The sequence below is a fragment of the Finegoldia sp. BIOML-A1 genome, assembly GCF_009678325.1.
Taxonomy (GTDB): domain Bacteria; phylum Bacillota; class Clostridia; order Tissierellales; family Peptoniphilaceae; genus Finegoldia; species Finegoldia magna.
Genome location: NZ_WKZF01000002.1, coordinates 273,275 through 292,083 on the forward strand (window position 1 = coordinate 273,275; position 18,809 = coordinate 292,083).

Consider the following 18,809-nt stretch of genomic DNA (forward strand, 5'->3'; position numbering starts at 1 on the left):
TATCTCTCTTTGTATCTAGTTTTGTATTTTCTTCTTCAACATTTTTAATTATTTTATAATATAACTACTAATTTGTCAATTTTGATAGGTAAAACATACTCAAACTAGCAGCTATAGAAGCATTTAATGATTCGGTTAAATTATCCATAGGAATTATCAAAAATTCATCAGCGTATTTTTTTATTTCATCACTAATTCCATTTGCTTCATTTCCAATTATTAGAACATGTTTTTCTTTGTCCTTAATTTCAAGAATACTTTTAGAATTTTTCTCTAAAGATGTCTCATAAATTTTAAATCCATTTGATTTATAATTCTCTAAGACATCTATACTTTCATAAGAAATATTTATTCTGAATAAACTACCCATAGCACTTCTAATAGTTTTCAAATTATATATATCGCAACTATTGTCAGATAAAATAATATTATTATAATCAAAAGCTTCTGCACTTCTTATTATTGTCCCCAAATTTCCTGGATCGTTTATACATTCAAGAAATAGAATTTTATCTGTATCCTTATCTTTGTTCTCAATAAAATCAACTACACAAATTATACCTTCAGGATTGTTCATTTCGCTGAGACTGTTGAAAGTTTTTGAATCAAAACAAACACAGCCATCAATAAATTCTTCCCCTTCTCTTAGTATTATTTGTTTGATATTTAAATTTGATTTAATCGCTTCTTCATAAAGCTTATAACCTTCTATTACAAATTCGTTATACTTGTACCTATATTTTTTCTTATAAAGTGATTTTACGTGTTTGTATATTTTATTTGAAGTAGAGGTTATCATCTTTATCACCTGTTTCAGTAATTTTGTCCAAATCTTTATTTGATCCAATTACTATCAAGTAATCTTCAAACTTTACTGTATATTCTGGTGAAGGATTGATATTCATTTCTCCATTATTCTTAACAGCAACAACGTTAATGCCGTATTTACTTCTCATACCAATATCAATGAAGTTCTTTCCTATCCATTCTTTTTTGGGAGTAATCTCTGCAATTGAATAATCATCAGTAAATTCAATATAGTCGAAGATTTGATCACTTATTAAACTCTTAGCAAGTCTTACCGCTGAATCATTTTCTGGAATTATTGCTCTATCTGCTCCAACCTTAAGTAAAATATTACCGTGAAGAGTATCTTTAGCTTTTGTGATTACTTTTTTTACCCCTAATTTTTTACAAACTACAGTAGATAGAATTGATGCTTCAAAATTTGAAGATATAGCAACTATCGCCACATCGAAATTTCCAACACCGACTGAACTCAATGAATTTTCCGTCAAATGTTCAATATACACTGCGTGAGTTACAATACGACTCATTTCATCTACAGTATCTTCATTATTATCTATTAATAATACTTCGTGGCCAGTATTGGATAATTCAATAGCACATGCTCTACCAAATCTACCACAGCCAACTACTACAAATTGTTTCATATTTAAAACCTAACCTATTATAATATTTTCATGAGCTTCTTTGTAAGCTTTTTTGTTTTTCGTATTAGACAACGCAAATAAAATAGTTAATGATCCCACTCTACCTATATACATAGTGGAAATTATCAAAATCTTTGAAATAATATTTAAAGTCGGAGTTAAACTTCGAGTTAAACCAACTGTACCAAATGCGCTTACTACTTCGTAAACTACATCTAAATATTTTGCTTTATCTATAACTAAAATTGCAAATGTAACAAAAATCACCCAAACCATTGATAAAGTAATTATAGCTAAAGCTTTTTTTACTTGAGAAAATCTAATTCTACGGTTGAATACTTCTACATCTTCTTGACCTTTGATTTCACTCAATGCCACAATAATTAACAGTGCAAAAGTTGTCGTTTTAATACCTCCTGCAGTACCTGCTGGAGATCCACCAATAAACATATTCAATATAGACAAAACACTTGAACTGTCCAATAATTTTGATTGATCAATTGAAGCAAAACCGGCTGTCCTTAAAGTCACAGCTTGAAAAACAGAATTAGATATCTTGTCTGCCAAGCTTAAATTGCCAATAGTTTCAGGATTCAAAAATTCCATAGCTAAAATTAAAACTGATGTTATGGATAACATCAATACAGTCGTTGTAAGTACAATTTTTGAATGCAATGAATATTTTTGAAAATCAAAACCATTGTGCAACACATCAAGTATTACATTAAAACCAATACCACCTATTACTATTAAAAGTCCAATTACTAGCATAATAAAAAAATTAGTATTTATATCAATTAGAGAATTAGGTCCTAGAATATCAAATCCTGCATTACAAAAAGCTGAAATTGAATGGAAGAAACTATAAAATATTCCCTTCAATCCATACATTGGTATAAATTTCGTCATCAGTAAAAAAGCACCAATTGTTTCTATGGAAAAAGTAGATATCAGTATATATCTAATTAGTTTTACCATTCCCTGCATATCAATACTATTTGTTTGTTCTTTAATAATTAATCTATCTTTTAAAGTAATTCTTCTTCCCATGACAAGTGCAATCAAAGTTGCAAATGTCATAAAACCAAGTCCGCCCATTTGGATTAAAATGATAATAATTAGTTTTCCTAAAGCGCTCCATGTGCTATATGTAGCAACAGTAACCAAACCTGTTACGCATACAGAAGATGTTGCTGTAAACAGACAATCAATGTATGGAACTTTTGTTGCATTTTGACTTATAGGTAGTGACAATAATAACGATCCTACTATAATCAAAAAAATAAAACTTAGAATCAACACCAATGGCGGATTGTCTTCTAAATATTTTTTTAAATGTTTCATAAACAAATCATACTACAAAAGAATTTAAAAGTAAAACAAATTATTGAACATTTTACAAAAAAAGAGTTACTTATTTATTCAAATAAATAACTCTTTTGTAAAACTAATTTTATAACTCTAAATTATAATAATTTAATTCCCAATTTATCACATTCATCAAGCATATTTTTAGGCCAAATTGATGATTGAACTTCTCCTATATGTGCTTTTTGTAAGAAGAACATACAAATTCTAGATTGACCAATACCCCCGCCTATAGATTGAGGAAGTGCATCATTAAGTAGCATTTGATGATATTCTAAATTTTTTCTATCATTATTTTGTTTTTTGTCTAATTGATAAATCAATCTATCCTTATCAACTCTAATTCCCATAGAGCTTAATTCAAGGCAATTGTTTAAAACAGGATTATAAACTAATATATCTCCATTTAAGCTCCAGTCGTCGTAATCGGGAGATCTGTCAGAATGAGATTTACCCGATTTTAAAGAATCACCAATTCCAATTAAAAACACAGAACCGTATTTTTTAGTAATCAAAGTTTCTCTTTCATCTGAAGTATTATCCGGATACATTTCTTCTAACTCTTCAGTAGTTACAAAAGTAATTTCATCTCTAAGTATTTTTTTGTAATCATCATAAGAATTAATCAACATTGTTTGAGTGTCTAAGAAACATTGATATATATTTCTTACTGTATCTTTTAAAAATTCTACATTTCTGTCTTCTTTTGAAATTACTTTTTCCCAATCCCACTGATCCACATACAATGAATGTGTGTTATCACAAACTTCTGAAGGTCTGATAGCATTCATGTCCGTATAAATCCCTTCTCCTACTGGGATCTCGTAGTTTTTTAATGCTATTCTCTTCCATTTTGCAAGTGATTGTACGATTTCCAACCTACTCATTGAACCGTCTTCCAAGAATTCAAAACCTACAGGTTTTTCAATGCCATTTAAGTTGTCATTAATTCCAGTATTAGCTCTAACAAATAACGGAGCAGAAACTCTAGTCAAATTTAAAGTCTCAGACAACCTATATTGAAAAAAATCTTTGATAATTTTAATAGCTTTCTGTGTTTCTAATAAATCCAAAGAGGATTTGTATCCTTTCGGTACTTTTAATTCCATAAATATCTCCTTTATTCAAAATTAACCATATTTTATTATTATATCAAACATACGAAATATGTAAAATAATTTGAATCGGATAATTTAAGCACTAAAAAAAGCACCTTAATAGATGCTTTTTGTACTATTCATTTTCTGCAGTTTCTATATTTTCTTCAGTCACTGGCTCAGTTTCTTCAGAAGATTGCTTTTCAAATTCTTCATTGTATTTATTGATAACTGCTACTTCAATTTTTTCTCTGGCTGGAGAACTAATTGGATGAGCTATGTCACGATATTTATTATTACCGATTTTTCTACTAGGCATAGCTAAGAATAACCCCTCTTCACCTTCTATAACTTTGATGTCATGAATTACTATTTCGTCATCAAAAGTAACAGAAGCAATTGCTTTTAATCTGTTATCAATATTTAGTATTTTAACTCTAACATCTGTAATTTGCATAACCTCACCACCTTGTGTTTTATATATATAATTATAACGCTAAAAAACTCTTTTGTAAATAAATGTAAATATTAAACAAAACATTTATATATAATATATTTTTGTGAGATTAAGATGTCACTAAATCTTAAGCATCTTCTAATTTTAAATAAATGCTTTTCAATTTTTCTCCAATTTTCTGAACACTTCGTTCTTTAACATATCTATACGCTTCTTCAACAGTAGAATATTTGCCATTTATTATATTAACAATTTTGTTTTTAAACTCATCATTGGTTTTTGCTTTGATAACTTCTTTACCATCAGTAAACATATTTTCGTAAATCTTAATGTCTCTTACCAAAACTTTTATTTTAGAAGCGAAAGACTCTAATAGTACAATTCCTTCTGTCTCTTCTCTGGTCATAAATAGGAACAAATCACTCCCTCGATAACAATCTACCAGTTCTTTTTGATCAACATATCCAGCCATAATTACATTATCCGGCTTATTTTTTATTGCTTTTTTAATATTAGTAGTCAATAGTTTAGGATTAGTGTGACCAAACCAAATAAATTTGTATTGCGGAAGCTTCCTTGCAACTTCTATAAAATCATCCAGACCCTTTCTCTTCATCAAATGACCTACAGAAATAATAACTTTATCATCATCTTTCAAATTATACTTATCTCGAAATCTCTTTCTGCTATCTTTGTCGCCCTTAAATTTATCAAGGTCAATACCATTCGATAGGCTATATATTTTCTTATTAATTCCATATCCTTCAAGTATGTTTTTCGAATATTGTGATGGAGTTATAATAATATCTCCAATATTGTAGCAACTAATAATCCATTTTTTAAAAAGTCTGCTCAATAAATTCGCTCCGCGAAAAGAATTTCTAAAATCTTCCATCGTGGAATGTCCATAATAAATAACTTTCTTACCTTGTTTCTTTGCTTTTCGTCCGAATTTTTTTGATTTTGGCATTATAGTATTTATATGAACAATATCATAATCGTCAGTTTCATCGGTTGTGTAGTCAATATTATTTAGTTTCAAAGCTTTTTCCTGGTGTTCAATCGCTTGACCTACTCCACTTTGCTTTACTAAATCATAATCTCCTTTATATATCAAAATTTTCATTTATTCTTAAATCCTTAATACTAGTTTCTTAAATAATACTTCCAATCCTAATGAATAAAGAGCTATAGACATAGGCTTTCCTAATATAATTATCCAGAAATATTTTTGGAATTTCATTTTTGTTGTTCCAGCTATGTAACATAGCATATCATCTGGTGCAATTGGAAAAAATATCAAAGCCGCAAATACATGATCAAATCTGTTCTTTTTGGTAAGAATTTTGATGTATTTGTTATATGCCCTTTCTCCAAAAATTGCTATAATCAATGGCGTACCGTATTTTCTACCAATAAAAAATACAATTATTGACCCTATACAAATACTTACATAGTTGTATACAAATCCCATCCATGATCCAAATAAGATTACTCCTCCGAGACAAGTTATACCGCCAGGAATTATTGGGATAATGACTTGCATAATCTGAAATAAGATAAATATCAGAGCAGCTAATTTCCCAAACTGATTCATAAATTCTTGAAACTTATCGATATCTTTAAGTATTCCTGTTCTCCATGCGTAAATCATAACGCATATACTTAGTAATATTCCAATTGCATTTAGCACATGGATAATAATCTGAAATTTTTTGTTGTCAGCCTCAAGTATCTTATTGAACAGATTTTGCATGATTTTCAATTACCTTTTTATATATCTGCTCAATTTTATTTGCAAAAGAATCTTCAGTATAGTTTTCATATACTAATTGTTTACAATTTTTACCCATTTTAGCTCTAAGTTTTTTATTGTCCAGAATTTGATTTAGATAATCAATAAATTCTTCTTCTGTATCGTAACCGAATCCTGTTTCACCATCAATCAACACCCCGTCCAAGCAGTCATCGTGCCTACAAATTATTGGTGTAGAACATGCCATTGACTCAATAAATGTCAAGCCTTGTGTTTCGGATGTCGATGCAGATACGAATACATCTGCTTTGGAGTAAAAGTTTCCTACTTTTGAAGAATCAATCATTCCTGTAAATATCAATCTATCTCTTATTTTTGAATTTGAACAAATATCCTTTAATTCTGAAAGAAATGGTCCTGCACCTGCAATAATGAACACAATATCATCTCTATCAATGTTTTCAAGATACTGTAGAATTTCAGTGATATTTTTTTCTTTTCCGATTCTTCCAAGAAATAGTACTATATGCTTATCTTCAGGAATTTTATAGCCACTTCGTATATCAAAATCGTCACATTCAGATAACTTTTGGACATTAATTCCAGTTGGTGCTACATATATATCTTCGTGTATATTGTATTCTGTTAGCAAATTATATATTTTATTAGTTGGAACTACTACACCGTCAGTAGTTTTAATAATTTGTTTCGTAAATTGTTTTGCAAGTTCCTTGCCAATCTTTTTATTCAAAGAAAAATAATGAGTGTAATCCTCGTAAACAGTGTGGTAAGTATGCAAAAGTGGAATATCCAAATCCTTAGCAATCTTTTTTGCTTGGATAAACATAGTGAATTCTGTTTGTGAATGAACTATATCTGGTTTCCAATCCATAATATCTTCATAAAATCTATTATAAAATAACTTATTCATTCTAGCGTCTGGATAAAATTTTCCAGCTCCTAAAGAGCCCATATAATAAATGTCGCCTTCTTGTTTTGAATTAAAACTATCTGAAAAAGTTAAAATCCTAACATCGTGTCCCAATCTATCTAAAGCTTTTTTTAAAGATTCAATAGATGTTACAACTCCATTTATTGTCGGTCTGTATGTATCTGTAGTTATTAATATTTTCATAAAACACCTTCCACATAAAATTATAACATAAATGAAAGGTGTGTATTTGTTACAATAATATTACATTTTATGCAAATAAAAAAGGAATTATTACCTAATTCCTCTCATACATTACATATTAAATAATTTGTCAATTTTCTTCATCAAATTAATGTGAACTTCTTTATTTTCTTCTAAAAATTTTATAGTTTCATCTTCAACTTCTTTTAATCTCTCATCAGATAAATTGTTCTTTCCATAAGGATACACCACTGTATTTTCTTTTTCAATGTGTTTTTGTAAATGTCTTCTGTATCCCATTAGATTTCCTATTACTTCAACAAAATTCTCATCCGATCTGTCTTTTTCGTATTCTTTAATACTTTGACCAAGGTCAAAAATTATACCTCTTGCTATTTCGTGTTCTACTAACATTCCATTCAAAACCATAACTTCACCAATTCTACCCAAATCTTCTTTCATCTTTTTAAACAATATTTCTTCTTCTTTTCTGTGGTGAAATTTATCTGCGTATTCTTTTAAAATATAAATCAATAATTCGACAAATTCAACATTTATATTTTTGTTATTGATAAATTCAATTGACTTTTCTTTCATTAAATCTATTATCTTACTTATATTTTCGTGTTCTTTTTCTAAAACCAATATACTATCCATATTATCACTCCTTTTATACAATAATTATATTATAAAAGCGTAAAAAATATTGTAACATTCGTTACAATAAAAAACGGCGTTATAAAACGCCGAATATAATTAATTTTTAGTTCCTGGATAATCTGCCAAATTATTCATGTAGTATGTTAATGTGTACAAACTTTCATCAAGATGTACATTTTCCAATACAACATTTTTTGGTAATTTCAAATCCAATGAAGCAAAATTCCAAATACCTTTTATGCCACCATCAACTAGCTTATCACAAACATCTTGAGCTACATCTGTTGGTAGGGCAATAACAGCTATTTCTGGTTTCTTTTCTTTTAGATACTCTTCAATTTTATCAATATCTTTGATTTCATAATCTGAAATTTTTGTACCCACCTTTTTACCATGGTCAAATACATCAACAATATTAAAACCTGAAGATTTAAAACCTTTATAGTTCATTATGGCTTTTCCAATATTTCCACAACCCAAAATGATTGCTTTGTAAGATTTGTTTATTCCCATAATTTTTTCAATTTCTGATTTCAATTCTTCAACGTTGTATCCGTATCCTTGTTGACCAAAACCACCGAAATGATTTAAATCTTGCCTAATTTGAGAAGCAGTTAAACCTGTAATGCTGCTCAATTCTTGACTTGATACTCTTATTATTCCCTTTTGCTCGATCATTCCTAAATATCTGTAATATTTTGGAAGTCTCTTAACAACAGCTAATGATACTCTTGCCCTTGCCATATTATCACTCCATTCATTGTTATTAATATAATTATATCAAAAAAATATTTTAATTTCAATAATTCAGCAATTAATTTGAATAAGAAAAAGCCAAGCATTTTTTTATGCTTGACTTTGTTTATTATGATATTTATATTTTAAAAATTAACTATTTTCTAATTCACTTAGCAATTGTTTTAATGTTTTATTTAGAACAGGGTGTACAAAAAATTGCGCAAAATCATTCAAAGGTTCCAATACAAATTTTCTATCTTGAACATAAGGATGAGGAACTTTCAAATCATCAGTATATATTATTTCTCCATCGCAAAATAAAATATCTATATCTATAGTTCTAGGTCCCCATTTTTCGTGTCTTTCTCTGCCAAGATCCAACTCAATTTGTTGAGTTATTTTCAGCAAATCTTCAGGCTCTTCGTATGATTCTATTTCAACGGCACAATTGAGAAAATCTTCCTGATCAGTTTTTCCCCAAGCTTTTGTAGTGTACATTTCAGACACGTTTTTTAATTCAATACTATTTGTGTTTTTCAATCTATCAATAGCAGAATTAACATATTCTTGTTTATCTCCAATGTTGGATCCTATTCCCAAAAAATATCTTCTTTTTTTTCTATTAATTGTCACTTTTACAGTATCAAGCGGCAAATTTATTGGAGCCCATGGTTTTTTAATTTCTACAGTAAGTTCTTGTACGATTTTGTATTTTTCAAATATAAACTCAACCAATTTATAAGCTACTGTTTCTATTAAATCTATCGATTCTGAACGAAAATAATCGTAAATTTCTTTACTCAAAACCCCATAGTGTATTGAATCTTCTAAATTATTGGAATTCGCGCCTTTTTTCATATTGTATCCCATTTTTAATGTCACCAAAAATTTTTGTCCCAACTCTTTTTCAGATTGAAATACTCCATGGTTAGCGTATATTTCCAAATCTTTTACTAAAAGGTAGTCCATTATTTTCCTTCTCTTTTTATAGCCAAAGCCATTCTCATAGCATCATAACTTTCTTTTACATTGTGAACTCTAAAAATTGAACATCCATTCATTACACCAATAGCAGTAGTTATAGCTGTTCCAAAATCTCTTTCAGTAGCTACATCTATTCCCATAGCTTTACCAATAAATCTTTTTCTACTCGTTCCCAATAAAACAGGATATCCCAAATCGACAAATTCTTTGATTCTGTTTACTACAGTTAAATCTTTTTCGTAATCTAGTGCAAATCCAACTCCCGGATCCAATATAATTAATTCATCTTTTATTCCCGCTTTTTTTGCTAAATCAACAGATTCTAATGTTTCTCTGTTTAAGTCCTTCATTAAATCATTGTAATTATTATTATCTTTGTTGTGCATCAATATTACAGGAATATCTAGTTCCTTAGCAGTTTTAGCCATTTCTGGATCTGATTTCAATCCCCAGACATCATTTAAAATATCTGCCCCTTCTTTCACAACTTCTCTTAAAGTATTAGCTTTATAAGTGTCCAAAGAAATTGGAATATCGAAGTTTTCTCTTATTTTTCTAATGATAGGAATAACTCTTTCAAGTTCTTCTTCAGAAGATACAGGAGTGTGTCCTGGTCTTGTGGATTCAGCACCAATATCAATGATACTAGCTCCTTCGTTTATCATATCTTCGACATGTTTCACAGCTCTGTCTACTTCATTCCATTTTCCTCCGTCTGAAAAAGAATCTGGTGTGACATTCAAAATTCCCATTATATAAGCATCGTTTTTAAAATCAAATTCTTTGTTTCTAATTAACATATTGTATCCTTTCAATAAATAACTGTTTTATTTTTCTTTTCTTCTGGCCAATTACAAATACTTCTTGCAGGACATCCAAAACACATCCTCGATAGCTTGTCTGCTTTGTAAAAAATCTCTATAAATCTGTCGTCGTTTTCTTCATTAGTTCTATGATGTTTAATCGCACTAATTATTCGTTTTTTTGACTCATCATTAAAATCTAAATCTTTCAAAATTTCTTGTGCAATTTCTTGTGATAATATACTGTGATTGATCCCTGTATCTACTTCGTCAGCTCTTCCCAAATCATGCAAAAGCGCAGTAACATATATTAAATCCTTATCAATATTCAGATTCTCTTCTAAGTTTATAATATAGCAGATTCTAGCTACATCCATAAGATGAGAGAAATCATGTTTACAAAATACACGAGTTTTCTCATCATCTTCAATTTTATTTATTTTTTTATTAAATAATTTATGATTAAGGACAATGTCGGTATTTTTCATTATAATCCCATTAATCTGTATGCTTCGTTTTTCAAATCCAAATCTTCTTCAAAAGCTCCTCTTGCTACTGAAGTCATTGTTGAAGTGCCTGGTTTTTTAACTCCTCTCATATTCATGCACATGTGTTCAGCTTCAATAGTAACCAAACATCCTTTACAATTTAAATATTCCATTAATGCATCAGCTATTTCGATATTTAAACGTTCTTGTAACTGTGGCTTTTTTGAATAAACGTCAACAGTTCTAGCTAATTTTGATAAACCAGCAACTCTTTTATCAGGAATATAAGCAATATTAACTTTTCCCCAGAATGGTAGTAAATGATGTTCACACATAGAATAGAAAGGAATATCCTTTTCTATAACCATATTATCATCAACTATTTCAAAAGATTTTGACAAATGCACTTTCGCATCTTGGTTTAGTCCACTAAAAATTTCTTCGTACATTCTAGCTACTCTTTGAGGTGTTTCCAATAATCCTTCTCTGTTTGGATCTTCACCAATAGCTTCTATTATCATCGATACTGCTTGTTCAATTTTTTCTTTATCCATTTAAATCCCTCTCATTTATAAAAATATAAGAGCACCCGAGAGTGCTCCACAAAAAAAGCATTATCCTTTGTTTCAAAGATAATGCTCCCACTAATTCATATTATCAGCGGAAGCGGCATTGATATCGCAATAATTTCGTTAATGGGCAACTCCCTATCCCATTACACTAAACGCATCAACCCTACTCTGTAATTATTATTATACCACACTTATGTGTTTTTTAATCTTGATATTTTAATCCATCAAAGTGAAAATAGTCAATCATATCATCATCTTCATAAATTATTATATCAGATGGCTCCCTATTTCTCTCTGCTACATTAAAACAATCTTCAAGCTTTGCGTATTCAACAGCTCTGCAAGTATTTTGAACTGCAAAATCAAAATTTCCATCTTTATATTTTTCAATAAAATCTTTTTTTGTTAAATCATTCATCGTCTTTCTTCTTCCTATTCTTCAAATATTCTGTGTAAGTTTTTTGCATTAATTTTTCAATTTCAGAAAAATCCATATTAATTCCTAGCTTTTCTCTTTTAGCAATATAACTCAAAACTTCTATATAACTCATCGCTAACGCCGTGGTCATTATAGATGCAGTTGCTGCAGATATTAATCCACCAGCTAAGCTACCTACTCCTGGAATAAACTTCAACGCATTCGTTACTATGAATCTTCCCGCAAAAGTAGCTCCTCCAGTTCCTCCAATCGCCGCTATGATTGAAGCAACTCTTTGTTTATCCATCGATATTCCAAATATAGAATTAATATGAGCTATCATTCCAATTTGCATAGGCACTAAAATGGAGGCATCTGAGAAAGGTATAGGAACAAATCCAATACCAAAAGCTGTTTTTATATATCTTTTTGCCCAACGTCTTGCCGTTTTTGCTTTTAAATCAATGTCGACATGTTGGGCATTAATAAAAGAATTTTTAATTTCCTCATCTAAAAGTTCGAAACTTTTAGTCATCAGCTCTTTTAACCCTTTTTCTTCAATAACCATATCGTTAATGCGATATGGTTTTGCAAGTATTTCTATAACATCTGCCACATCTAAATTCAAATTCTGAATATAGTCTTTTAATTTTTCAGAATTTTCTCCTAGTGATTGCGTTAAGACTATGATTACTGGTGCAAATTGTTTTAAGGAATTAATAAGAGCTATTTCAGAATCTTCTATCCTAGATCCATTTGAGTTAATACAATAATATATCAAATGAATTCTATCTTTTTCACCTTGACGTTTTAAATCTTTTAATAAAGTTGTTATTTCTTTAAGAACTTCTCTTTGATTTTGTGAATTTAGTTCGAGTCCTTGAGTGTCGTATAAATTAATAGGAATATTTTCCTTAGTAATTTTTTGCAAATATTTAGTGACAGGCTTTCCTACACCTGTCTCCACCAAATTATCTCTAAACATTCCATTAATTAAAGTCGATTTGCCAACTCCAGTTTTCCCAACCAATAATATATTTATTGGACTCATTTTTTGTATTTCTTCACTTGTTTTACCAAGCACTTCATTTATTAAATCGTAATTATTCATTATCTCACCAACTTATTGTATATATACCCGATATCCATTTTCAACTAACATTTTTAATTCATTGCATAAAAAAAGATGAGGAATATATCCTCACCTTTGATTTGTCTACATATACGCGCCAGGACCTGGTTGAGGCATAGCTGATTCGTCTTCTTTTATAGAAACTACTGCTGCTTCTGTTGTCAATAATAAACTTGCAACAGACGCTGCATTTTGTAATGCAGATAATGTTACTTTTGTTGGATCTACAATACCAGCTTTTAACATATCTACATATTCGCCTTTGTATGCATCAAAACCAATTCCTTTGTCTTTGTTTTTAACATTTTCAACTATAACTGATCCGTCGATTCCAGCATTAATTGCGATTTGTTTTACAGGTTCTTCTAACGCTTTTAGAATTATCTTAACTCCTGTTTTTTCATCGCCTTCAACTTCATCGACAAGTTTTTCAACTTCTTCAAGAACATCCAATAGAACTGTTCCACCACCAGCTACAATACCTTCTTCAACGGCTGCTCTTGTTGCTGCAAGTGCATCTTCTATTCTCAATTTTCTTTCTTTTAATTCTGTTTCTGTAGCTGCTCCAACTTCAATTACAGCAACTCCACCAGATAATTTCGCTAATCTTTCTTGAAGTTTTTCTCTATCATATTCAGAATCAGTTTCTGGAATTCTGTTTTGAATTTGGTTAATTCTTTCTTCAATCTTAGATTGTTCACCATTTCCGTCAACAATAGTTGTCTTGTCTTTTGATACATTGACTTTTCTAGCTCTACCAAGCATATCAAATGATGCATCTTTTAGTTCGATTCCCAAATCTTCTGTGATCAATTGAGCTCCAGTTAAAATACATATATCTTCAAGCATTTCTTTTCTTCTGTCCCCAAAGCCTGGTGCCTTAACTGCTACACAGTTGAATGTTCCTCTGATTTTATTTAAAACTAATGTTGCTAATGCTTCACCTTCAACATCTTCAGCAATTATAAATAATGGCTTACCTTGTTGAACAACTTGTTCAAGTAATGGTAAAATATCTTGAATATTTGTAATTTTTCTGTCAGTAACTAAAATAAATGGATCTTCCATTGCTGCTACCATTTTATCTGAATCAGAAACCATGTAAGGAGATACATATCCTCTATCGAATTCCATACCTTCTACAACATTTAATGTAGTTCCCATAGATTTTGATTCTTCAACAGTAATTACACCATTGTTTCCAACTTTTTCCATAGCTTCCGCAATTAGTTTACCAATAGTTTCATCAGCAGCTGATACGCTACCAACATTTGCTATTTCTTCTTTTGTAGTAACACTGTGACTTCTTGCTTTAATAGCTTCCACAGATTTTTCAACAGCTTTTCGGATACCTTTTTGTAAAACAATTGGATTAGCGCCAGCTGCTAAGTTTTTCAAACCTTCTCTGATAATTGCTTGTGCTAAAAGTGTAGCAGTAGTGGTACCATCACCTGCTACATCATTTGTTTTAGTTGCAACTTCTTTTACTAATTGTGCACCCATGTTTTCGTATTCATCTTCAAGTTCAATTTCTCTTGCAATTGAAACACCGTCATTTGTAATCAATGGTGCGCCGTATTCTTTATCCAAAACTACGTTACGACCTTTAGGTCCCAATGTTACTTTAACTGTATCTGATAATTTATTAATACCTTCTACCATGCTTTTACGAGCATCATCTGAAAATTTGATTTGTTTTGCCATAAAATTTATCCTCCTATTCTACAACTGCTAGAATATCTTCATATTTAACTAATATATATTCTGTGTCTTCTAGTTTTATTTCTGTTCCAGCGTATTTTGAGTATATAACTTTATCTCCAACTTTAATATTGCCTTTCATTTTTTCATCTTCTTCAACTTCAGATCCAATAGCTATTACTTCTGCATAAACAGGAGCTTCTTTGGCTGAAGATGGGAGAACTATTCCAGAGAATGTTTTTTCTTCTTCTTTTTCTTGTTTTTTTAATACTAATCTATCACCAATAGGTTTTAAATTCATGATATCCTCCTTCAGAATCTTTTGTTAGCACTCTAACCTGTTGAGTGTTAATCCTCTTATATAATAAACCACGTTTTTATTTTAATCAAACGTATTTATTAGCATTTAAAAACAAATAACTCAATTTATTTTGATATTTCTTGCTTTAATTCTATTTTCTATGATGAAATTCTCAAAGTTATTTTCCGATAGTATTTTCTCTTCCATAGTAGAATAAATATTGCTGTGCATATCCAGCATAATCTCCAAATAAATCATCAGCGTATTTAGCAATTAAATTTTTATTTGTTTCTTCTTTAATAAACAAATATTCCATAACTCGTTTAATCCACACATCAACTGGAAATGTATTATGTCTGTTGTATGAAAAAAGCATAATACAATCAGCAACTTTTGGTCCTACTCCAGGAAGATTAATTAATTCTTTTCTTAATTCTTCGTTTGATAAGTTATCTATTTCCCAAATATCAAACTCATTATTCGCAACCATTTTTGACACGTCTACAATTCTTTTATCTCTGAATCCAACACGGCACACTTCTCTCATTTCTTCCACTGGTACTTTTGCTAAATCTTCAGGCTTAGGAAAAGAATACAATTTTCTACCGTTAAATTCACCCAAAAATTTTCCGTAATTTTCACAAATTATATTTACGGATTTCATAATTCTAGGTATTTGATTGTTTGCTGAGATTATGAATGAAATTATTGTAGAAAACTTATCTTGATTTAATATTCTGATTCCATCACCATATTCTAATGCGTTTTTTAAAGTTTCATTGAAAGATAATTTTTCTTTGATTTCTGAATAATCTGTTTTCAAATCAAAATAATTTTCCCATTTTTTATAGTAATCATCTTCTGTACAGTTTTTGATATAAACGTAATCTCCAACCAAACTTACATTACAGTACATATCACCATCAACAGTTGTATAGGACATATCGTCTTCTTTGTACCATCTAAACGCCTGCCCACATTCAAAAATGTGGGTAGGGTTAAAAGATGATTGTTTAATTTTAGTAAGTTTTAGTTCATCATTAAATTCTATTTGTGTTTGCATTAATACCATCCGCGTATTTTCATTGTCTCGCTAATCTTTTTGATTGAATGTACATAAGCAGCTTGTCTCAATGTTATATTAAGCTTTTCAGATAATTCCCAAATTTCATCAAATGATTTATTAATCAATTGATATTCTTTGTCTCTGACTTCTTCCTCAGACCAATAATATCCCGCTTTATTTTGTACCCATTCAAAATAAGATACAGTGACCCCACCAGAGTTTGCCAAAATATCTGGAACAATAACTACATTTTTTTCATTTAAGATTTCATCTGCATCCTTTGTTATAGGTCCATTTGCACCTTCTACAATGATTTTCGCTTTAATTGAATTAACATTTTCAGTTGTAATTGCATTTTCCAAAGCTGCAGGTATAATAACATCTACATCTGCTGAGAAAAAATCTTCCGTAGAAATCACTTCACATCCTTCAATACTAGCAAAGTCTTTTTCTTTAGTCTTAGAAATTTTGAAACATTCATCAAAATTAAATCCGTCTTTTTTATAAATTGCAAATACTCCCCTTTGCTTGTTATACTCCATAATGTATTTGACTTTCATGCCATGTTCAAGCACGTATTTTAAAGTATAAATCCCAACATTACCTAATCCTTGTAACGCAACAGTTGTTTCTTCTAATTTTTTATTTAAATTTAGAACAGCTTTTTTAGCGCTTAAAGCTACTGAAAATCCTGTAGCTTCTGTTCTTCCCAAGGAACCTCCAAATTCAATTGGTTTACCAGTGAAAGTTCCCATTTGATTAGTACCAGTTAATTTGTTATACTCATCAGCCATCCAACTCATAATTTTCCCATTTGTATTAACATCTGGGGCTGGAATATCAAAATCTTCTCCTAAATATTTGTACATTCCATCAACGAATCCCCTGGATAATCTTTCCAATTCACCTTCAGAAAGTTTAGATGGATCTACAATTATTCCACCTTTTCCTCCACCATACGGTAGATTAGTTACTTGACATTTAAAAGTCATCCATATAGACAAAGCTTTAACTTCATCCAAGTTAACATCTTCTCTAAATCTCAAACCACCTTTTGTAGGACCCATTGCATTATTATGTTGTGATCTATATCCTTTGAATACTTTCATTGATCCATCATCCATTTTCACTGGAATATTTATTTCAATGACTCTGTAGGGATCTTTTAATAATTCATAAACGCTATCATCTAATTTTAAAATTTCGCAAGCTTTTTTAATTTGATATCTTGCGTTTTCCAACGGATTTAATGTTTCTGTCATATAATTAAAACTCCATTTCTTTATTAACAAATTCTATAATTTCTTCAACTGTCATTCTTTTTTGTTCCATAGTATCTCTATCTCTGATAGTAACGGTATTATCTTCTAAAGTATCAAAATCAATAGTTACACAATATGGAGTTCCTGCTTCGTCTTCTCTTCTGTATCTCTTACCAATTGAACCAGCATCATCAAAATGAGTCATGAAATTCTTAGCTAACTCATTATAAACTTCCATTGCCTTATCATTTAATTTTTTAGTTAAAGGAAGAACTGCAACTTTATATGCCGCTAATGCAGGATGAATTTTTAAAACGGTTCTTGTAGAGTTGTCTTCTAATTGTTCTTCTTCATAAGCATCACATAAGAAAGTTAAAAACATTCTGTCTACACCTACAGATGGTTCTATACAATATGGAATATATTTTTCGTTTGTTGTTGGATCCATATATTCTAGTTTTTCTCCAGAACCTTCACTGTGTTTTGACAAATCATAATCAGTTCTATCGGCAATACCCCACAATTCTCCCCATCCAAATGGAAATAGATATTCAAAGTCTGTTGTGGCTTTTGAATAGAATGATAATTCTTCTTGTTCATGGTCTCTAAGTCTCAAGTTTTCTTCTCTAATTCCCAAATTCAATAAGAATTCTTTACAGAAGTTTCTCCAATATTCGAACCATTCCAAATCAGTTCCTGGTTCACAGAAGAATTCTAGTTCCATTTGTTCAAATTCTCTTGTTCTAAAAATAAAGTTACCTGGAGTGATTTCGTTTCTGAATGATTTACCTATTTGACCAATTCCAAAAGGAATTTTCTTTCTTGAAGTTCTTTGAACATTTTTGAAATTCACAAAAATACCTTGTGCAGTTTCAGGTCTCAAATAAATTTCTGATTTGTTATCTTCAGTAACACCTTGGAAAGTTTTGAACATCAAGTTGAATTTTCTGATATCTGTAAAATTGTGTTTACCACATTCAGGACATTTTATGTCTTCTTTTTCTATAATATCTAACAATTCTTGTTCTGATTTTCCATCTAATCCAGTTATTTCTTCATTTTTTTCATTCATGAAATAATCTTCAATTAATTTATCAGCTCTAAATCTAGATTTACATTCTTTACAGTCGATTAATGGGTCTGAGAATCCACCAACATGACCAGATACTACCCAAGTTTGAGGATTCATAAGGATAGCTGCATCCAAACCAACATTGTAAGGGCTTTGTTGGATAAATTTTTTCCACCAAGCTCTTTTTATATTATTTTTGATTTCAACACCTAATGAACCGTAGTCCCAAGTATTTGATAATCCTCCATAGATTTCACTACCAGGAAATATTATTCCCCTTGATTTACATAAGCTTACTATTTTCTCCATAGTTTTTTCTTCGTTTTTCATAAAACCCTCCATTTT

General features: G+C 30.0%; 21 protein-coding genes, 1 riboswitch and 1 other annotated feature (1 of these 23 cut by a window edge). All 21 genes read right to left on the minus strand.

Annotated features, from left to right (window positions below; translation table 11 throughout):
- Window positions 1-48 (minus strand) — a binding site (T-box leader); it reaches 140 nt to the left of the window's first position.
- A 19-nt stretch (window positions 49-67) separates the two neighbouring features.
- The 21 genes from GKG00_RS03620 to GKG00_RS03720 all read right to left on the minus strand — a co-directional run bounded on the left by GKG00_RS03620 (window position 68) and on the right by GKG00_RS03720 (window position 18,794).
- Window positions 68-799 (minus strand): RNA methyltransferase, encoded by a 732-nt coding sequence (locus GKG00_RS03620; protein WP_154254313.1) that lies wholly within the window; start codon window positions 797-799, stop codon window positions 68-70.
- Entirely contained in the window at window positions 777-1,454 is a 678-nt protein-coding gene (locus GKG00_RS03625; protein ID WP_094207221.1) for a TrkA family potassium uptake protein, read from the minus strand. Before GKG00_RS03625 ends, GKG00_RS03620 begins: the two co-directional genes overlap by 23 nt.
- Window positions 1,455-1,463: 9 nt before the next feature.
- Window positions 1,464-2,798 (minus strand): potassium transporter TrkG, encoded by a 1,335-nt coding sequence (locus tag GKG00_RS03630; protein ID WP_154254315.1) that lies wholly within the window; start codon window positions 2,796-2,798, stop codon window positions 1,464-1,466.
- 122 nt (window positions 2,799-2,920) lie between these two features.
- Window positions 2,921-3,931 (minus strand): aspartate--ammonia ligase, encoded by a 1,011-nt coding sequence (asnA, locus tag GKG00_RS03635; RefSeq protein WP_154254316.1) that lies wholly within the window; start codon window positions 3,929-3,931, stop codon window positions 2,921-2,923.
- Window positions 3,932-4,055: 124 nt separating this feature from the next.
- Window positions 4,056-4,376: a septation regulator SpoVG gene (spoVG, locus tag GKG00_RS03640; RefSeq protein ID WP_094207224.1), complete on the minus strand. Its 321-nt coding sequence runs from the start codon at window positions 4,374-4,376 to the stop codon at window positions 4,056-4,058.
- 127 nt (window positions 4,377-4,503) lie between these two features.
- Window positions 4,504-5,502, minus strand: coding sequence for a glycosyltransferase (locus GKG00_RS03645; protein ID WP_154254317.1), 999 nt, complete (start codon window positions 5,500-5,502; stop codon window positions 4,504-4,506).
- A gap of 6 nt (window positions 5,503-5,508) precedes the next feature.
- Entirely contained in the window at window positions 5,509-6,030 is a 522-nt protein-coding gene (locus GKG00_RS03650) for a VTT domain-containing protein (protein ID WP_241673647.1), read from the minus strand.
- Between the two features lie 82 nt (window positions 6,031-6,112).
- Window positions 6,113-7,267: a glycosyltransferase family 4 protein gene (locus GKG00_RS03655; RefSeq protein WP_154254320.1), complete on the minus strand. Its 1,155-nt coding sequence runs from the start codon at window positions 7,265-7,267 to the stop codon at window positions 6,113-6,115.
- Between the two features lie 111 nt (window positions 7,268-7,378).
- The gene (locus tag GKG00_RS03660; RefSeq protein WP_154254321.1) at window positions 7,379-7,924 is read right to left on the minus strand and encodes a hemerythrin domain-containing protein; all 546 of its coding nucleotides are present in this window, start codon (window positions 7,922-7,924) and stop codon (window positions 7,379-7,381) included.
- A 99-nt stretch (window positions 7,925-8,023) separates the two neighbouring features.
- Window positions 8,024-8,671: a redox-sensing transcriptional repressor Rex gene (locus GKG00_RS03665; protein ID WP_002836571.1), complete on the minus strand. Its 648-nt coding sequence runs from the start codon at window positions 8,669-8,671 to the stop codon at window positions 8,024-8,026.
- Window positions 8,672-8,815: 144 nt separating this feature from the next.
- Entirely contained in the window at window positions 8,816-9,634 is an 819-nt protein-coding gene (folK, locus tag GKG00_RS03670) for a 2-amino-4-hydroxy-6-hydroxymethyldihydropteridine diphosphokinase (protein ID WP_154254323.1), read from the minus strand.
- On the minus strand, window positions 9,634-10,449 hold the full coding sequence (folP, locus tag GKG00_RS03675; protein ID WP_154254324.1) for a dihydropteroate synthase: 816 nt from the start codon (window positions 10,447-10,449) through the stop codon (window positions 9,634-9,636). The genes folK and folP overlap by 1 nt, the downstream gene beginning before the upstream one ends.
- 11 nt (window positions 10,450-10,460) lie before the next feature.
- Window positions 10,461-10,940: an HD domain-containing protein gene (locus tag GKG00_RS03680; protein WP_154254325.1), complete on the minus strand. Its 480-nt coding sequence runs from the start codon at window positions 10,938-10,940 to the stop codon at window positions 10,461-10,463.
- On the minus strand, window positions 10,940-11,494 hold the full coding sequence (gene folE, locus GKG00_RS03685; protein WP_035109546.1) for a GTP cyclohydrolase I FolE: 555 nt from the start codon (window positions 11,492-11,494) through the stop codon (window positions 10,940-10,942). Before folE ends, GKG00_RS03680 begins: the two co-directional genes overlap by 1 nt.
- Before the next feature lie 102 nt (window positions 11,495-11,596).
- A riboswitch (THF riboswitch) is annotated at window positions 11,597-11,685 on the minus strand.
- Window positions 11,686-11,714: 29 nt separating this feature from the next.
- Window positions 11,715-11,930, minus strand: coding sequence for a hypothetical protein (locus GKG00_RS03690; RefSeq protein ID WP_002836577.1), 216 nt, complete (start codon window positions 11,928-11,930; stop codon window positions 11,715-11,717).
- Window positions 11,923-13,041, minus strand: coding sequence for a GTPase (locus tag GKG00_RS03695; protein ID WP_154254327.1), 1,119 nt, complete (start codon window positions 13,039-13,041; stop codon window positions 11,923-11,925). The genes GKG00_RS03690 and GKG00_RS03695 overlap by 8 nt, the downstream gene beginning before the upstream one ends.
- Before the next feature lie 105 nt (window positions 13,042-13,146).
- Entirely contained in the window at window positions 13,147-14,766 is a 1,620-nt protein-coding gene (groL, locus tag GKG00_RS03700) for a chaperonin GroEL (RefSeq protein WP_154254328.1), read from the minus strand.
- Between the two features lie 13 nt (window positions 14,767-14,779).
- Window positions 14,780-15,064, minus strand: coding sequence for a co-chaperone GroES (locus GKG00_RS03705; RefSeq protein WP_094207236.1), 285 nt, complete (start codon window positions 15,062-15,064; stop codon window positions 14,780-14,782).
- Window positions 15,065-15,242: 178 nt separating this feature from the next.
- Window positions 15,243-16,127 (minus strand): DNA glycosylase, encoded by an 885-nt coding sequence (locus GKG00_RS03710; protein WP_154254330.1) that lies wholly within the window; start codon window positions 16,125-16,127, stop codon window positions 15,243-15,245.
- A complete protein-coding gene (locus GKG00_RS03715) occupies window positions 16,127-17,392 on the minus strand; it encodes a Glu/Leu/Phe/Val dehydrogenase (protein WP_154254332.1) in 1,266 nt (421 codons plus the stop codon). Before GKG00_RS03715 ends, GKG00_RS03710 begins: the two co-directional genes overlap by 1 nt.
- A gap of 4 nt (window positions 17,393-17,396) precedes the next feature.
- Window positions 17,397-18,794: a glycine--tRNA ligase gene (locus GKG00_RS03720; RefSeq protein ID WP_154254333.1), complete on the minus strand. Its 1,398-nt coding sequence runs from the start codon at window positions 18,792-18,794 to the stop codon at window positions 17,397-17,399.
- Window positions 18,795-18,809 lie beyond the last annotated feature (15 nt).

Bases quoted from the DNA above. Each gene is read 5' to 3' on its own strand.
- GKG00_RS03720 (WP_154254333.1), bottom strand. From the start codon at position 18,794: ATGAAAAACGAAGAAAAAACTATGGAGAAAATAGTAAGCTTATGTAAA.
- folK (WP_154254323.1), bottom strand. From the start codon at position 9,634: ATGGACTACCTTTTAGTAAAAGATTTGGAAATATACGCTAACCATGGA.
- GKG00_RS03630 (WP_154254315.1), bottom strand. From the start codon at position 2,798: ATGAAACATTTAAAAAAATATTTAGAAGACAATCCGCCATTGGTGTTG.
- GKG00_RS03705 (WP_094207236.1), bottom strand. From the start codon at position 15,064: ATGAATTTAAAACCTATTGGTGATAGATTAGTATTAAAAAAACAAGAA.
- groL (WP_154254328.1), bottom strand. From the start codon at position 14,766: ATGGCAAAACAAATCAAATTTTCAGATGATGCTCGTAAAAGCATGGTA.
- GKG00_RS03710 (WP_154254330.1), bottom strand. From the start codon at position 16,127: ATGCAAACACAAATAGAATTTAATGATGAACTAAAACTTACTAAAATT.
- GKG00_RS03660 (WP_154254321.1), bottom strand. From the start codon at position 7,924: ATGGATAGTATATTGGTTTTAGAAAAAGAACACGAAAATATAAGTAAG.
- spoVG (WP_094207224.1), bottom strand. From the start codon at position 4,376: ATGCAAATTACAGATGTTAGAGTTAAAATACTAAATATTGATAACAGA.
- asnA (WP_154254316.1), bottom strand. From the start codon at position 3,931: ATGGAATTAAAAGTACCGAAAGGATACAAATCCTCTTTGGATTTATTA.
- GKG00_RS03650 (WP_241673647.1), bottom strand. From the start codon at position 6,030: ATGATTTACGCATGGAGAACAGGAATACTTAAAGATATCGATAAGTTT.
- GKG00_RS03680 (WP_154254325.1), bottom strand. From the start codon at position 10,940: ATGAAAAATACCGACATTGTCCTTAATCATAAATTATTTAATAAAAAA.
- GKG00_RS03645 (WP_154254317.1), bottom strand. From the start codon at position 5,502: ATGAAAATTTTGATATATAAAGGAGATTATGATTTAGTAAAGCAAAGT.
- GKG00_RS03620 (WP_154254313.1), bottom strand. From the start codon at position 799: ATGATAACCTCTACTTCAAATAAAATATACAAACACGTAAAATCACTT.
- GKG00_RS03695 (WP_154254327.1), bottom strand. From the start codon at position 13,041: ATGAATAATTACGATTTAATAAATGAAGTGCTTGGTAAAACAAGTGAA.
- GKG00_RS03665 (WP_002836571.1), bottom strand. From the start codon at position 8,671: ATGGCAAGGGCAAGAGTATCATTAGCTGTTGTTAAGAGACTTCCAAAA.
- GKG00_RS03625 (WP_094207221.1), bottom strand. From the start codon at position 1,454: ATGAAACAATTTGTAGTAGTTGGCTGTGGTAGATTTGGTAGAGCATGT.
- GKG00_RS03655 (WP_154254320.1), bottom strand. From the start codon at position 7,267: ATGAAAATATTAATAACTACAGATACATACAGACCGACAATAAATGGA.
- folP (WP_154254324.1), bottom strand. From the start codon at position 10,449: ATGTTAATTAGAAACAAAGAATTTGATTTTAAAAACGATGCTTATATA.
- GKG00_RS03715 (WP_154254332.1), bottom strand. From the start codon at position 17,392: ATGACAGAAACATTAAATCCGTTGGAAAACGCAAGATATCAAATTAAA.
- folE (WP_035109546.1), bottom strand. From the start codon at position 11,494: ATGGATAAAGAAAAAATTGAACAAGCAGTATCGATGATAATAGAAGCT.
- GKG00_RS03690 (WP_002836577.1), bottom strand. From the start codon at position 11,930: ATGAATGATTTAACAAAAAAAGATTTTATTGAAAAATATAAAGATGGA.